Source organism: Pseudomonas sp. Irchel s3a12 (genome assembly GCF_900187485.1).
Taxonomy (GTDB): domain Bacteria; phylum Pseudomonadota; class Gammaproteobacteria; order Pseudomonadales; family Pseudomonadaceae; genus Aquipseudomonas; species Aquipseudomonas neuropathica.
This window is the reverse complement of sequence record NZ_FYDN01000024.1, coordinates 1-14,304: the sequence shown is the minus strand read 5'-3', so window position 1 is coordinate 14,304 and position 14,304 is coordinate 1. Positions and strand designations below refer to the sequence as shown.

The window sequence follows — 14,304 nt, the reverse complement described above, 5'->3', positions numbered from 1 at the left end:
TGAAGGTTTTTATGACGACTCAAGCAAAGCAAAAACTCGCAGTGGCTGTAGCGGCCGCGCTGGCTGTCGGCGTGCTGGTATACCTGGCATTCCCCGGTGTGTTTGGTAAACGCACCCAGCAAAACACCAACGACGCCTTTGTCTCTGCCGACTACACGCTCGTCGTGCCGCGCGTGGCCGGGTTTATCAAGGAAGTCTTGGTGGAGGACAACCAGCAAGTGAAGGCGGGCCAGTTGCTGGCGCTTATCGATGATCGCGACTTGCGCGCTTCAGCTGAGGCAGCGGACGCGCAAACCCTGGTCGCGCGGGCGCAGTTGCAGAATGCCAAAGCGACGCTGGAGCGCCAGACTTCGGTGATCGCCCAGGCGCAAGCCTCGGTGGTGTCTGCCAAGGCTGAAATGGCCTTTGCCCAGCAGGAATTGAACCGCTACAACCACTTGGCGGGCGTCGGCGCCGGCACCGTGCAAAACGCGCAACAGGCGCGCACTCGCATCGATCAGGCCACGGCTCATCTCGACACCGCCACGGCGAAACTGGCGGCAGAGCGCAAGCAAGTCGACATTCTTACCGCTCAACGAGATGCGGCCGAAGGCAGTTTGAAACACGCACAAGCGGCACTGGAAATCGCCAGTTTCGAACTCTCCTACACGCGCATCACCGCACCGCAGGACGGCATGATCGGCGAGCGCGCCGTGCGCGTCGGCGCCTATGTGACGCCGGGCAGCAAGCTGCTGGCGGTGGTGCCGTTGCAGCAGGCGTATGTCGTGGCGAATTTTCAGGAGACGCAACTGACGGACGTGCAGCCTGGGCAGGAAGTGCAAGTGCGTGTCGACAGCCTCGGCGGTGAGACATTGAGCGGTCGCGTCGAAAGTATTGCTCCAGCAACTGGCGTGACCTTTGCGGCGGTGAAACCGGACAACGCGACGGGTAATTTCACCAAGGTGGTGCAGCGGATTCCGGTGAAGATCATGCTGGAACCGGGTCAGCCATTGGCCGAGCGCTTGCGCGTGGGGATGTCGGTGGAGGCGAGTATTGATACGGGCAGTTCAGAGAAATCCGTGCGAGAGGTGACCCAGCGATGATGGGTGGTAATTCGACTGGCCTCATCGCTGGCAAGCCAGCTCCCACAGGTTCCGTCGGTAGGGCTCAACAATTTGGACAACCTGCACAATCCCTGTGGGAGCTGGCTTGCCAGCGATGGGGTCTGTGGCAGCCACTCACCTTCAGTGCCTTGCTCGCAGTAAGCCTCACTGCTTGCACCGTAGGCCCGGACTTCCACAAGCCCGAAACCACGCAAATCGCTGACTGGAGCAAACCCGCCAAGTCCGCCCCCAGCCAAGCCGTCAGCGAACCTCTCAACGAACGCTGGTGGGAAGTCTTCAATGACCCGCAACTCTCCGCGCTCACTCAACGTGCGGTGAAGAGCAACCTCGACCTGCAACTGGCCAGCAGCCGCCTGCAACAAAGCCGCGCCGCTCGCCAGGTGATCACCGCCGACCGTTATCCGAACACCGCCGCCACTGGCAGCTACGCGCGCAAACGCAACAGCGGCGAAGGCCTGAACGACCCGTCCGGACGCAACGGCGATTCCGCGTTCAACCTGTGGGACGCCGGTTTCTCCGCCTCATGGGAACTGGATTTCTGGGGCCGCGTGCGCCGCGAAACCGAAGCTGCCGATGCTAACCTCGAAGTCGCCGAAAACGACCGTCGCGGCGTGTTGCTGGCCGTGCTCGCCGATACCGCACAAAACTACATTCAGCTGCGCGGCGTGCAGAACACTCGCGCGGTCACCGAGCAAAACCTCGATGTTGCCCGGCACAGCCTCAAGCTCTCGCAACTGCGCCTGGCCGACGGCGTGGCGACTGACCTCGACGTTGCCGAAGCCGCCGCGCAAGTCGCCGCGATCGAGTCGCGCCTGCCCGCGCTGGAACAGCGCCAATCGCAACTGATCAACGCGATCAGCCTGTTGATGGGCGAACCGCCACAGGCATTGGCCAAGGAGTTATCCACAGACGCCGCCGTGCCGCAGTCGCCGCTGCAAGTCGGCATCGGCCTGCCGTCGCAACTGGCCGATCGCCGCCCTGACATCCGCCAGGCCGAAGCGCGCCTGCACGCTGCCACTGCCAATATCGGCGTGGCCAAGGGCGATTTCTATCCGCGCATCACCCTGTCCGGCAACCTCGGCTCGCAAGCCATGCAGCTCAGCGACTTTGGCTCGTGGGGTTCGCGGGCCTTCGGCATCGGCCCGCAATTCAGTTTGCCGTTATTCGACGGCGGACGCCTGCGCGGCGTGCTGCAACTGCGCGAAGCGCAACAGCAGGAAGCGGCCGTTGCCTACCAGCAAACCGTACTGCGTGCCTGGCACGAAATCGACGATCAACTGACCGCCTACAACGCCAGTCAACGCCGCCGCGACAGCCTCGCCGAAGCCGTACGCCAGAACCAGATCGCCCTGCGCACTGCGCAACAGCAATACGTCGAAGGCGTGGTCGATTTCGTCAACGTCCTCACCGTGCAAAGCGCGCTGCTGGCGACGCAGGAGCAGTGGGTGGAGAGTTCGACCGGTGTTTCGCTGGCGATGGTCGGGTTGTACAAGGCGTTGGGCGGCGGTTGGGAGTCGGTGTATCCAGAGGCAAAAGTCGCCGTCGGGTTGCCGGGTGTCGTGAAAGCACCAACCGGCATCGACGGTTCTGCCGTGGCTGACCTAAAGTGATGGGCAGGTTGGCGCGTCATACTCTCGTGGCGCTGCGGCGCGGCAAGAGGCAGCAATGGCGGCGAACAGAGTCACGCCAATGGGCGACACGCAAGATCCGTTTGCCGCGCCCGGCTCCTGGTTCGGCAGCTTGCGCTGGGTGCGCTGGATAAAAAATCACTGGCTATGGCCGATCCTGGCGCTGGCCGCATTCGTGCGTTTTTATGATCTGACCGCGGCAGCGATATGGGGCGATGAAGGTTCCAGTCTGCTGCTGGCGCGCTATTCGCTGAGTGAAATCTGGCAGCACGCGGCATTCGATGTGCATCCGCCGCTGTACTTCATGCTGCTGCATGGCTGGGTCGAACTGTTCGGGGACGGCATTCTGGCGGTCCGCTCTCTCAGTGCGCTGGCCGGCATTGCGGCGGTCGGGCTGGGCGTGTGGCTGGTGGATCGCCTGGCCACTCGCCGCGCCGCATTCATCGCCGGTGTGTTGCTGGCGCTGCTGCCGACTGCGGTGCGTTACAGCCAGGAAGTGCGCATGTACGCGCTGCTCGGGGCGCTGCTGCTTGCCGCGAGCCTAGCGCTGGCCTACTGGATCCGGCGCCCGCAACGCCAGCGATATCTGGTGTATTACGTGCTGCTGATGAGCGCCGCGCTCTACACCCACTATTTCGCCGTGCTCGCGGCGCTGTGTCACTGGCTTTATCTGATCGCGATCCGCGTACAACGAGGTTATCGATTCCGGCATATCCAGCGCTGGAACTGGTGGCTGGCGAACCTGGCCATCGTTGCTTTGTATCTGCCTTGGCTGCCCAATCTGCTTGATTTGGTGCAACACATGCAGCAGCTCGAGGCCGGTGGCGATGTCGGTTGGGAGCCTGCCGTAACGTTGAGTTCGCTGCCGTCGATGATCTGGTCATGGCTGATTCAGGATGACGGTGAAAGTTTGCCGTGGCTGATTTTCGCGGCGTTGCCGCTGGCGATGCTGGGGCTGGCAGTCATTGCTGTGATGCGCGATCGCAGCGTGTCGCGCGGTAGCATCCTGCTGGCGCTGTACACCGGCCTGCCGCTGTTGCTGGTGTATCTGGTGTCGTTCATTACGCCAGTGTTCATCGAACGTTATCTGACGGCTTACGCCCTCGGCCTGCCGATGCTGACGGCGTTGGCCATCGACCGTTTGTACAGCCGCGTGCGGATGTTGGCATTGGCGGTGCTGGTGTCGCTGATCGCGGTGGAACTGGTCGGCGTAAACAACAACACCACGGTCGACACTCATGATCAACTCGACACGGTCGTGAAGTACGTCAACCAGCATTTCCTTGCCGGTGACCGCATCGTCACCAGCGACATGCTCTGGTATCTGAGCTACGTCTACTACGATCGCACCGGGGCGCAGGTGCGCCTCTTCACCCCACCGAAAGCCGATGGCCAATCGACGCGGCCAAATGAGTACGGGTTCGGCACGCTGGTGACGAGTGATGTCTATCTGAACAGCCTGACGGAGCTCTCAGCCGGAGGCCGGGTCTGGCTGGTCGGAACCGTCGACGAGCCACAAGAGTTCTCACCGCTACCCGCAACCTGGCAGGCCAGCGCTGAAGTCCACGCGGGCGGGATGCAAGCACGCTTGTTCGTGGCCAAACCTGCGGGTGGATAGGCGGGTCAGGATTTGCCGGACAAATCCGCCATGCCCTTGAGCAACTCAATCGGCAACGGAAAGACAATCGTCGAACTCTTGTCCCCGGCAATCGAACTCAAGGTTTGCATATAGCGCAACTGCATTGCGCCAGGCTGGCGACCGAGCATTTCCGCTGCCTGCATGAGTTTTTCCGAGGCCTGCAATTCGCCTTCGGCGTGAATCACTTTGGCGCGCCGCTCGCGTTCGGCTTCTGCCTGTTTGGCGATGGCGCGCACCATCGACTCGTTGAGGTCGACGTGCTTGATCTCGACGTTGGCGACCTTGATGCCCCAGGCATCGGTTTGAGCATCGAGCACCTGCTGAATGTCGATGTTCAACTGCTCGCGCTCGGCCAGCAGCTCATCCAGTTCATGCTTGCCGAGGACCGCGCGCAGGGTGGTTTGCGCCAGTTGGCTGGTGGCAGAAAGATAATCCTCAACCTGAATAATCGCCTTCTGCGGATCGAGCACGCGGAAATACAGCACGGCGTTGACCTTGACCGAGACGTTGTCGCGGGTGATCACGTCCTGCGGCGGCACGTCGAGCACCACCGTGCGCAGGTCGACCCGGACCATTTGCTGCACCACCGGGATCAGCAGGATCAGGCCAGGGCCTTTGACCTGCCAAAAGCGGCCGAGCTGGAACACCACGCCGCGTTCGTACTCGCGCAGGATGCGAAACGTCGAGCCGGCCAAGGCAATGACCAGTAACAGCAGCGCAACAAAACCGATTTGCAGACCCATGATCACTCTCCGAGCGGTGCCGCGTCAGTCGCGGCCACTTGCAGCAACAATCCCTTGCGCGCCACCACGCGTACCGGTTGCCCGGTGTGCAGCGGCGTGGCGCTGAGCACTTGCCAGCGTTCACCTTGCAGTTGCACCCAACCATTGCGGGCATCGCCCGGTTGCACCGTGGTGATCGCGGTCACGCTGCCGAGCAGGCCGGCGTCGCCACTGACGGCGTGGCGCGGGCGGGTTTTCAGGGCGCGGATCAGCAGTCCGATCAACAGCAGGGCGCTGATCAGACCGAGGCCGATCATCATTGGCACTGGCAACTCGGCGTTGCTCAGAATCAGCGCACCGATGACGAACATGATGATGCCGCCCAGCCCGATCACTCCGTAATTGGGCAGCGCCGCTTCGGCGATCAGAAAGACGATGCCCAAGGTAATCAGCCACAAACCGGCCGGACTCATCGGCGGCAACGGGGTGTCGGCAGCCAGGGCTGAGCCGCTAATCAGCAGGAGCAAGGCAAACGCACAACATCGGCTGTTCACGTGACCCTCCGCGAGCGTCATGGGCTGGTTCTTTCAGTCTAGTTGAGGGTTGTTCTGTATGAATTTTGATCAATGTGCAGATATGTCCGGTGAGCGGATTTCCCTGCGCCAGACACCCGCCGAACTAGACTCAAAGACACGGCAACCACCGTTCAGCGCAACACCGAGGTGCATCATGCGTATGGCAAAAAAGGTGCAGAGCAGCCTGAACCGGGCGCACTGCGAATACGACATCGTCGCCCATCGACACTCGTCCAGCAGCCTGGAAACCGCACGGGTCGCCGGGGTGCCCGCCGAGCGCGTGGCCAAATCGATCATCCTCGACGACCACCACGGGCATTACCTGATGGCCGTGCTACCGGCCAGCCGTCACTTGGACCTGAGCAAGGTGCGCACCAGCGGCGAATGGCAACTGACCCGCGAAAGCAATCTGGCGCACATCTTCGACGACTGTGAGCGCGGCGCGGTGCCGCCGCTGGGTGATTCCTACGGGCTGGACATGGTTATCGACCCGTTGATGACGCGGCAGAAGGATATTTATCTGGAGGCGGGCAACCACAACTACTTGCTGCACATGAGCATGCCGGAGTTTCTGAAAATGGTGCCGCATGCCGAGGTGCGGGAGTTGAGTGATTAGGTTTTGTGGCGCCGGCACTGACGCCTTCGCGAGCAGGCTCGCTCCCACAGGTTGATCGCATTCCCCTGTGGGAGCGAGCCTGCTCGCGAATAATCTTCCAAACACCCCATTTTTGAAGGAACTCAGCAATGGAGCAACCAACCCATAGCCTCCCATCCCTGTTCAAACAACTCGGCCTGGACAACGACCCGACCAGCATCGACCAATTCATCACCACCCATTCCCCGCTCAAACCCGAACTGCATTTGGCTGATGCGTTTTTCTGGACGAAGAGCCAAGCGGAGTTTTTACGGGACGAGATTCTGGATGACGCCGACTGGGCGGAGGTGGTGGATCAGTTGGATGTGTTGTTGCGTAAGGGCAGAAGTGTGTAAAAAAAATTGCAGGAAAAGGCTGAAATGTAAAAAAAACATGCGCGATGTAAAAAAAACTGGGCTTTAATCGTCCCAGTGAATTTTTTATGTGGACGATGACGATGCCAACTGTTGGATATGCCCACCTGCGTGATGCGCTGAAGCTTAATGCATTTGCCCCCAAGCGCATTGCGATGATCAAACCGGTTACCCGGATTACCTTGATCGGTGAGTGTCTAGCGGTTCCAAACGGCGTCGCGCCGGCACAGGGTTCGACACTTGAGCACATCTTGTTTGCTCTGAAGCATGAGGGAATAAACCTGTGCATTCTTGCTCAGGCGCTTGAAACCGTTGAAGCGGACGAGTTGCTAGGTGAGTTGAGCCGATCACCTAACGGGGTATTTATCCGCAAGGCCTGTTTTCTTTGGGAAAGTTTCACGGGCAAACAGCTGGAATATTCCGTACCGGTTCGGGGCAACGTTGTCGCTTTGTTTGATCCCAAGCGTTATGTCACCGGGCCTGCAATTCGAAATAGTCGTTGGCGGGTAGATTTTAACGGGTTGGGGTCAATGCGTTACTGCGCCACAGTCGAGCGTACGACGGAGCTGCAGGCGCTGCTTGATCTGGACATCCTTGGTCGAGTCCAGGCTTTTATGGCGACGTTGCCGCCGGAAATGATGGATCGGGCAATCAATTGGGCCTATCTGCATGAGACCCGCGATTCTTTCGCCATTGAGAAAGAAGAGCCCAACGAAGAAAAGTCGCGCCGTTTTGTTCGGCTTCTCCGCCAAGCCCATGAGCGAACAGAGTTGAGCGAAGACTATTTGGTCGAGTTGCAGAACAGTACGGTTTCCAATCCTTTCGATAAAGCTGTGCTTTTCCGTCATGAACAGAACCATTTACACAACGGCTTGAGAGGCGCAGCTGGCGTCAGCTATGTCCCGCCTCCACCGCAATTGTGCAGGGAGTTGATGGACGAGTTGATGAGTTTTGCCAATCACTCAGCCAAGCAGGTTGATCCGTTGATAGCTGCAGCGGTTGTGGCTTTCGGGTTTGTCTTTCTTCACCCGTTCATGGATGGCAATGGTCGACTTTCACGTTTCCTGATTCACCAGACGCTTTGCCACTCTGGCGCTCTAAAAAATGGTTTGTTGTTACCGGTTTCCGTAGCGATGAAACACGAAGAGTCTGGCTATCTCGAAGCGTTAAAGGAGTTCTCGAAACCAGCAAGAGAGTTCTGGAATGTCACTTGGCTGGACGCTGATCAGATGGCTTTCGATTTTATTGGGCACGACTCAATCTATCGATTCTGGGACGGGACTCAATGTGCAGAATTTACCTTGCAGATGGCCTTGCGAGCATTGGAAGTGGAGCTGCGCGAGGAGACCGAGTTTCTTGAAAAATACGACTACGTCATCAAAGAGGTGAATGGGCGTTTTGACGTACGGGGGAGCGACCTCTCGAAACTGGTAATGATGTGTCTGGATAACGGTAACAAAGTTTCAAAGCATCGACGTAAGCAGTTCCAGTTCAGCGTGCCGGAGGAGGTTTTCGATTTCATTGAGCAGATAGCGGGTGATTTCGATTCGGTAGGCTAACCCTGAACAGGCAATTTGTTTCAAAACTTGACTGAAATTCCCCTCCAATGCGATATTGATAGTTAGCAAACTAACAGTGTGCATCTCCCCTTGCCGAACGATCTCGACGCTCTCCAGATGAACATCAGCAGTGCCATGGTGGTAGCCGCCAGGCATTGGCGGAAGATCTGCCAGACCACGCTGGTCAACTATGGAATCTCCGAAGCCTGCGCCGTGCCGCTGTTGATGATCGGCCGCTTGGGCGAGGGCGTGCGCCAGGTGCGAGTGGCGCAGGCGGCCGGGATGGAGAGTCCGTCGCTGGTGCGTCTGCTCGATCAGCTCTGCCATTCCGGCTACGTCTGCCGCACCGAAGATGCCCAGGATCGCCGGGCCAAATGCCTGAGCCTGACCGACACCGGGCGTGAACTGGTGCAGGCTGTCGAGATCGAACTGGTGCGCTTGCGTCATGAGGTGCTCGAAGGCATCGAGCAAAGCGATCTGGAAGCTACGCTTCGGGTACTCAGAGCTTTTGAGGCGGCCAGCCCGCCTTTGGTGGTCAATTCTTGAACGGTTTTTTCTCTGGCATCCCGCCGGCCCGTGACTGGTTTTATGGGGTGCGAACTTTTGCAGCGTCGATGATCGCGCTGTACATCGCCTTGCTCATGCAAATGCCGCGTCCGTATTGGGCGATGGCCACGGTGTATATCGTTTCCAGCCCGTTTCTCGGGCCGACCAGTTCCAAGGCCTTATACCGCGCCATCGGGACTTTTCTCGGTGCCGCGGCGGCGGTTTTTTTCGTGCCGATGTTCGTGCAGAGCCCGTATGTGCTGGTGGTAGTCATCGCGCTGTGGACGGGCATTTTGTTGTTCCTGTCCCTGCAACTGCGCACGGCCAACAACTATGCATTGATGCTCGCCGGTTACACCCTGCCGCTGATTGCCTTGCCGGTGGTGGATAACCCGCTTGCGGTGTGGGACGTAGCAGAGGCGCGCACCGAAGAGATTTTCCTCGGCATCGCTGTAGCCGCCGTGGTTGGTGCGATGTTCTGGCCGCGTCGTCTGGCCCCGGTGTTCAACGATGCCGTGAGCAAGTGGTTCGCCGACGCAACGACCTATAGCCTGAAATTCCTCAGCCGCGATGTGCAGCCCGAAGAAGTCACTGCGCTGCGCATGGCCATGGTTGCCAACTTCAACAGCCTCGAATTGATGATCGGCCAGTTGCCCCACGAAGGCGCGCGACCGCAAACCGTGCGCAACACCAAGGAATTGCGCGGGCGCATGATTCATCTATTACCGGTGATCGATGCGCTGGAAGATTCGCTCTACGCCCTCGAACGGCGCACGCCGGAACTGGTGGAAAAGTTCGAACCGCTGCTGGCCGCAACCCGCGAATGGCTCGCTCATCAGGACGCCGATCTCGACCGCTGGCAAGCGCTGAAAGATCAACTCGAAGCCCTGCAACCGAGTGCCGAAGCACTGCAAGACCGCAAACAACTGCTGTTCTCCAACTCGATTTATCGCCTCGGCGAATTCATCGATTTATGGCAGGACTGCCGCAGTCTGCAGGACGCGATTCTCTGCGAGCGCCAGGACAGCTGGCGCGCGGTCTACCGTCACTGGCGCCTCGGTCGTCTGACGCCGTTCATTGATCGTGGGCTGATGCTCTACTCGGCGGCCTCGACCGTTCTGGCGATCATTACCGCCTCGGTGCTGTGGATTCTGCTCGGCTGGCCGGACGGCGGCAGCGCGGTGATTCTCGCCGCGGTGGCCTGTAGCTTCTTCGCTTCGATGGACGACCCGGCACCGCAGATTTACCGGTTCTTTTTCTGGACCGGCATGTCGGTATTGTTCGCCAGCCTTTATCTGTTTTTGATTCTGCCCAACCTGCATGACTTCCCGATGCTGGTGCTGGCGTTTTCCATCCCGTTCATCTGCGTCGGCACCCTGACGGTGCAGCCGCGGTTCTTCCTCGGCATGCTGCTGACGCTGGTTAACACCTCCTCATTCATCAGTATTCAGGGGGCTTACGACGCGGACTTTTTTGCCTTCGTGAACTCCAACCTGGCGGGTCCGTTAGGGCTGTTGTTCGCGTTTATATGGACGCTGGTTGCACGCCCGTTCGGCGCCGAACTGGCGGCCAAACGCCTGACCCGCTTCAGCTGGAAAGACATCGTCGACATGACCGAACCGGCCAACCTTGCCGAACACCGCAAATTGGGCGTGCAGTTGCTCGATCGACTGATGCAGCACCTGCCGCGTCTGGCCCTCACCGGCCAGGACACCGGCATCGCCATGCGCGAAGTGCGGGTGGGCCTGAACCTGCTCGATTTGCTCGCCTACACCCCACGGGTGACCGGCGCGCCGAACGCGCTGTTGCAGCAAGTGGTCAGTGAAGTCGGCGAGTATTTCCGCGCCTGCCTCAAGGCTGGCGAACGCTTGCCGGCGCCAGCGCCGCTGTTGATGACCCTCGATCGCACTCGTCGCGCACTCAATGGCCACGGCGACGATGAAACCCGTCTGAACCTGCTGCACGCCTTGAGCGGTTTGCGTCTGGCGCTGTTGCCCGGCGTCGAATTCGTCGCCAGTGCCGACTCCGAAGAACCGCTGCCCGATGGAGCGCCCCTATGATCGGTGATCTGGACATCAGCGGCATTTTCCTGCCGACCCTGCTGGTGTTGATGGGCATCACTTATGTGCTGTTTTTGCTGGTGCATGCCGTGCTTACGCGTGTGCACTTTTACCGTCTGGTCTGGCACCGGGCATTGTTCAACGTGGCCCTCTACGCGGTACTGCTGTACGGCGTGGACTCACTCAGTCGATACCTGATGACATGAAAAAACCGTTTTTGACCATCGGTCGCGTGGTACTGACCCTGCTGATCGTGACTTTTGCCGTTGTCCTCGTCTGGCGCATGGTGATGTATTACATGTTTGCGCCGTGGACCCGTGACGGCCACATTCGCGCCGACATCATCCAGATCGCTCCGGACGTGTCCGGGTTGATCCAGCAGGTTGAGGTGAAAGACAACCAGTTGATCAAACGCGGCCAGGTGCTGTTCAGCATCGATCAGGACCGTTTCAAACTGGCTCTGCGTCAGGCCAAAGCGGCTGTCGCTGATCGCGAAGAAACCCTCGCTCAAGCCCAGCGCGAAGCCAAGCGTAACCGTGGCCTCGGCAACCTCGTGCCGGCCGAGCAACTGGAAGAAAGCCAGTCGAAGGTCGCCCGCGCGCAATCAGCGCTGGCCGAAGCCATGGTCACCGTGGACAGCGCCCAACTCAACCTCGACCGCTCGGTGATCCGCAGCCCGGTGGACGGCTACGTCAACGACCGTGCGCCGCGTCCGCAGGAGTTCGTCACGGCCGGGCGTCCGGTGTTGTCGGTGGTCGACAGCAATTCGTTTCACATCGACGGCTATTTCGAAGAGACCAAACTCGACGGCATTCATGTTGGCCAGTCGGTGGATATTCGTGTGATCGGCGACCGCGCCAAACTGCGCGGGCATGTTGAAAGCATCGTCGCCGGTATCGAAGACCGCGACCGTACCAGCGGCAGCAATCTGTTGCCGAACGTCAACCCGGCGTTCAGCTGGGTGCGGCTGGCGCAGCGGATTCCAGTGCGGATCGCCTTTGATGATGTGCCTGAAGATTTCCGCATGATTGCCGGGCGCACTGCCACCGTTTCGATCATCGAAGACTCAAAGGTCGACGATAAAAAGCAGGAGCCCGCGCAATGAGCAGGGCGCTGATGATCGCCGGGTTGGGCGTGATGCTCTCGGCCTGTCAGATGGTCGGGCCGGACTATCAGGTGCCTGAGGATGCAGCGGTTCAGCGCAAGGATTTTCAGGGCGAACTGGCGGTTGCCGGAAAACCGGTCGTCTCGGCGCCGGTGCCAGCGGATTGGTGGCGTCTTTATAAGGATGCGCGGCTGGATCAACTGGTACAGCAGGCCATGGCCTCCAACACCGATTTGCGCGTCGCGGCGGCGAACCTGCAACGGGCTCGAGCTCAGGTCGATGAGGCCGAAGCAGCGGGCGGCTGGAGCGCAGGTGTGAAGATGGGCGCGCAGCGTTTGCAAGAGTCTGGTCAGGCATTCTTGCTGCCGGAAAAAGTCCCGGTCGATAACGTCGGCGACATCGGCATCAGCGCTTCTTATCAGTTCGATCTGTGGGGCACTTTGCAACGCGGCATCGAAGGCGCAAAGGCCAATGCCGATGCGACCCAAGCCGCAGCGGATACGGCGCGTATCACCTTGGTGGCGGACGTGGTTCGCGCTTACACCCAAGTCTGCGCGGCCAACGAAGAACGGGAAATTGCCCAGCACTCCCTCGACCTGCAATCGCAAAGCACCACGCTGATTCAGCGTTTGCGTGACGCCGGACGTGGCGACGAAACCCAGGTCACCCGTTCGCAAACCCAATTCAAATCCCTGCGCGCCGACCTGCCGCGCTATGAAGCGGCGCGTCAGGCCGGGCTGTTCCGTCTGTCGATGCTGCTGGCAAAACCGGTCGATCAATTGCCGGCCGGTACCGCCACCTGCGCAGAACTGCCGAAAATCGCTCAACTGGTGCCAGTCGGCGATGGCGCTGCGCTGCTCAAACGTCGCCCGGACATTCGCCAGGCCGAACGTCGTCTGGCCGCTTCGACCGCCGGGATCGGCGTCGCCACGGGCGAGTTGTATCCGGACATCAGTATCGGCGCGACCATCGGCACTGTTGGTCTCATCGATGACTTGGGTGATCCGTCGACCAACCGCTGGGGCTTTGGCCCGTCGCTGAGCTGGAAGGTGCCGACCAACGGCGCCCGCGCTCGAATCCGCGAGGCAGAAGCGGCGACCCAAGGCGCACTGGCGCACTTCGATGGCGTGGTGCTCAACGCCATTCTTGAAACCCAGACCGGTCTGGCCCAGTACAGCGCGCTGCTGCAACGCCGCGATGCGCTGGCCGATGCCGAGCAGTCGGCGAAACTGGCCGCGGACCAAACCCACCGCTTCTTCCAGGCCGGCCGCGAGTCGTTCCTCGCCGACCTGCAAGCAACGCGCACCTACACCGATGTCACCGCGCAACTGGCCGCCGCCAACACCCAGGTCGCCATGAGCCAGATCGATTTGTTCCTCGCCCTCGGCGGCGGTTGGGAAAGCGGACGAACGCACGCTGCAAGCCCCAGCAAACCCTGAGGCCGTTGCTATGCTTTGAAGTGTTGGAGGGGCGCCCCGAGCAAGGCGCCCTTTCAGCGCACATTGCTAGCGCTGGTCTAGGGGAAACCAATAATGAAAAACCCTTACGCTCTCGGCTTCTGGTGCGCCATCGCAGCGCTGGTGCTGCTCTCGGCGACCTATTTCTACGGCATCATGCTGGCCCACCAGATCGACAAGGCCATGGTTTTCCTCGACAGCGCCGTCGCGCTGATTGCGGTCATGGCCATCGTCGTGGTCGCCTGGGCGTCGGTTCAGGTGCAACGCGTGAAGAAGCGGCAGCTTGAACAGGGCAAGACCCTGGTGCTGATCTGGGACACCAAAGTCGCCCTGCGCCGGGTCGAAACCGTGTTCGACCGGTATTTCTGGGGCAGTTACTGGCAGCCGGGGCGCACCTTCGCCGAAGTCATGGGCGAACTCACCGGCACGCCGCTGGAAAAAAGTCTCGAAGCGCTGAAAAAGCAGTGCCTGGAACTCGACAAGCAGATCGATGACGAGGGCTGGCACTGGCTCAACAATGCCCGCGAATTGTCCGATGTCGCTACAGCCATGGCCCGCGAGCGTTATCAACTGGATTTCTGCGACCCGCGCGCCGAGGGGCCGGGCGGGGCGGTGATCGATCGGGACTTTGAAGTGCTGGTGTACACCTGGACCGCGCGGCTCAAAAGCTTTGATCATCAGTTGGATGAGATCGAGGTTCAGTATTCCTGATTTTTGCCTGAATCATCTGGCCCCTTCGCGAGCAGGCTCGCTCCCACAGGTACAGTATTGTCCTTGTGGGAGATTCTATGGTTGAGGGGAAGCCCTCAACTGACTTTTGTCTGGTATTCGCTTTGCCCTTTCAGCAAGGCGAATACCACCCGAGCAAGTTTGCGAGCCAGCATCACCAACGCCTGCGTGGT

General features: G+C 60.0%; 14 protein-coding genes and 1 pseudogene. 12 read left to right on the top strand and 3 right to left on the bottom strand.

Going from position 1 to position 14,304, the window contains the following annotated elements; genetic code table 11:
* The first annotated feature begins 11 nt into the window (after positions 1-11).
* The 3 genes from CKW14_RS28515 to CKW14_RS28505 are packed head-to-tail and all read left to right on the top strand — an operon-like array spanning position 12 to position 4,349.
* On the top strand, positions 12-1,082 hold the full coding sequence (locus tag CKW14_RS28515; RefSeq protein WP_095047030.1) for an HlyD family secretion protein: 1,071 nt from the start codon (positions 12-14) through the stop codon (positions 1,080-1,082).
* On the top strand, positions 1,079-2,713 hold the full coding sequence (locus CKW14_RS28510; protein ID WP_256587313.1) for an efflux transporter outer membrane subunit: 1,635 nt from the start codon (positions 1,079-1,081) through the stop codon (positions 2,711-2,713). Before CKW14_RS28515 ends, CKW14_RS28510 begins: the two co-directional genes overlap by 4 nt.
* Positions 2,714-2,768: 55 nt before the next feature.
* On the top strand, positions 2,769-4,349 hold the full coding sequence (locus CKW14_RS28505; RefSeq protein WP_095047031.1) for a glycosyltransferase family 39 protein: 1,581 nt from the start codon (positions 2,769-2,771) through the stop codon (positions 4,347-4,349).
* Between the two features lie 5 nt (positions 4,350-4,354).
* Here the strand turns inward: CKW14_RS28505 and CKW14_RS28500 are convergent, their stop codons facing one another.
* A complete protein-coding gene (locus CKW14_RS28500) occupies positions 4,355-5,113 on the bottom strand; it encodes a slipin family protein (RefSeq protein WP_007917711.1) in 759 nt (252 codons plus the stop codon).
* 2 nt (positions 5,114-5,115) lie between these two features.
* The gene (locus CKW14_RS28495; protein WP_095047032.1) at positions 5,116-5,667 is read right to left on the bottom strand and encodes an NfeD family protein; all 552 of its coding nucleotides are present in this window, start codon (positions 5,665-5,667) and stop codon (positions 5,116-5,118) included.
* A gap of 154 nt (positions 5,668-5,821) precedes the next feature.
* Here CKW14_RS28495 and CKW14_RS28490 point away from each other — a divergent pair, with 154 nt between their 5' ends.
* From CKW14_RS28490 to CKW14_RS28450, 9 genes are all read left to right on the top strand, one after another.
* Entirely contained in the window at positions 5,822-6,283 is a 462-nt protein-coding gene (locus tag CKW14_RS28490) for an aminoacyl-tRNA deacylase (RefSeq protein ID WP_095126612.1), read from the top strand.
* A 128-nt stretch (positions 6,284-6,411) separates the two neighbouring features.
* A complete protein-coding gene (locus CKW14_RS28485; protein ID WP_095047034.1) occupies positions 6,412-6,657 on the top strand; it encodes a DUF2789 domain-containing protein in 246 nt (81 codons plus the stop codon).
* An 86-nt stretch (positions 6,658-6,743) separates the two neighbouring features.
* Entirely contained in the window at positions 6,744-8,234 is a 1,491-nt protein-coding gene (locus CKW14_RS28480; protein ID WP_095047035.1) for a Fic family protein, read from the top strand.
* Between the two features lie 117 nt (positions 8,235-8,351).
* On the top strand, positions 8,352-8,780 hold the full coding sequence (locus CKW14_RS28475; protein ID WP_093440308.1) for a MarR family winged helix-turn-helix transcriptional regulator: 429 nt from the start codon (positions 8,352-8,354) through the stop codon (positions 8,778-8,780).
* On the top strand, positions 8,777-10,840 hold the full coding sequence (locus tag CKW14_RS28470) for an FUSC family protein (protein WP_095047036.1): 2,064 nt from the start codon (positions 8,777-8,779) through the stop codon (positions 10,838-10,840). The genes CKW14_RS28475 and CKW14_RS28470 overlap by 4 nt, the downstream gene beginning before the upstream one ends.
* Positions 10,837-11,046, top strand: coding sequence for a DUF1656 domain-containing protein (locus CKW14_RS28465; protein ID WP_007917703.1), 210 nt, complete (start codon positions 10,837-10,839; stop codon positions 11,044-11,046). Before CKW14_RS28470 ends, CKW14_RS28465 begins: the two co-directional genes overlap by 4 nt.
* Positions 11,043-11,945 (top strand): HlyD family secretion protein, encoded by a 903-nt coding sequence (locus CKW14_RS28460; protein WP_064389057.1) that lies wholly within the window; start codon positions 11,043-11,045, stop codon positions 11,943-11,945. The genes CKW14_RS28465 and CKW14_RS28460 overlap by 4 nt, the downstream gene beginning before the upstream one ends.
* Entirely contained in the window at positions 11,942-13,384 is a 1,443-nt protein-coding gene (locus CKW14_RS28455; protein ID WP_095126611.1) for an efflux transporter outer membrane subunit, read from the top strand. The genes CKW14_RS28460 and CKW14_RS28455 overlap by 4 nt, the downstream gene beginning before the upstream one ends.
* Positions 13,385-13,477: 93 nt before the next feature.
* Entirely contained in the window at positions 13,478-14,113 is a 636-nt protein-coding gene (locus tag CKW14_RS28450) for an NADH:ubiquinone oxidoreductase subunit N (protein ID WP_095126610.1), read from the top strand.
* Positions 14,114-14,208: 95 nt separating this feature from the next.
* Here CKW14_RS28450 and CKW14_RS28445 read toward each other — a convergent pair.
* A pseudogene (locus CKW14_RS28445) lies at positions 14,209-14,304 on the bottom strand (IS110 family transposase); the annotation flags it as partial.

Coding starts and splice junctions, on each gene's coding strand:
- CKW14_RS28515 (WP_095047030.1), top strand. CDS start 12: ATGACGACTCAAGCAAAGCAAAAACTCGCAGTGGCTGTAGCGGCCGCG.
- CKW14_RS28510 (WP_256587313.1), top strand. CDS start 1,079: ATGATGGGTGGTAATTCGACTGGCCTCATCGCTGGCAAGCCAGCTCCC.
- CKW14_RS28505 (WP_095047031.1), top strand. CDS start 2,769: ATGGCGGCGAACAGAGTCACGCCAATGGGCGACACGCAAGATCCGTTT.
- CKW14_RS28500 (WP_007917711.1), bottom strand. CDS start 5,113: ATGGGTCTGCAAATCGGTTTTGTTGCGCTGCTGTTACTGGTCATTGCC.
- CKW14_RS28495 (WP_095047032.1), bottom strand. CDS start 5,667: ATGACGCTCGCGGAGGGTCACGTGAACAGCCGATGTTGTGCGTTTGCC.
- CKW14_RS28490 (WP_095126612.1), top strand. CDS start 5,822: ATGCGTATGGCAAAAAAGGTGCAGAGCAGCCTGAACCGGGCGCACTGC.
- CKW14_RS28485 (WP_095047034.1), top strand. CDS start 6,412: ATGGAGCAACCAACCCATAGCCTCCCATCCCTGTTCAAACAACTCGGC.
- CKW14_RS28480 (WP_095047035.1), top strand. CDS start 6,744: ATGTGGACGATGACGATGCCAACTGTTGGATATGCCCACCTGCGTGAT.
- CKW14_RS28475 (WP_093440308.1), top strand. CDS start 8,352: ATGAACATCAGCAGTGCCATGGTGGTAGCCGCCAGGCATTGGCGGAAG.
- CKW14_RS28465 (WP_007917703.1), top strand. CDS start 10,837: ATGATCGGTGATCTGGACATCAGCGGCATTTTCCTGCCGACCCTGCTG.
- CKW14_RS28460 (WP_064389057.1), top strand. CDS start 11,043: ATGAAAAAACCGTTTTTGACCATCGGTCGCGTGGTACTGACCCTGCTG.
- CKW14_RS28455 (WP_095126611.1), top strand. CDS start 11,942: ATGAGCAGGGCGCTGATGATCGCCGGGTTGGGCGTGATGCTCTCGGCC.
- CKW14_RS28450 (WP_095126610.1), top strand. CDS start 13,478: ATGAAAAACCCTTACGCTCTCGGCTTCTGGTGCGCCATCGCAGCGCTG.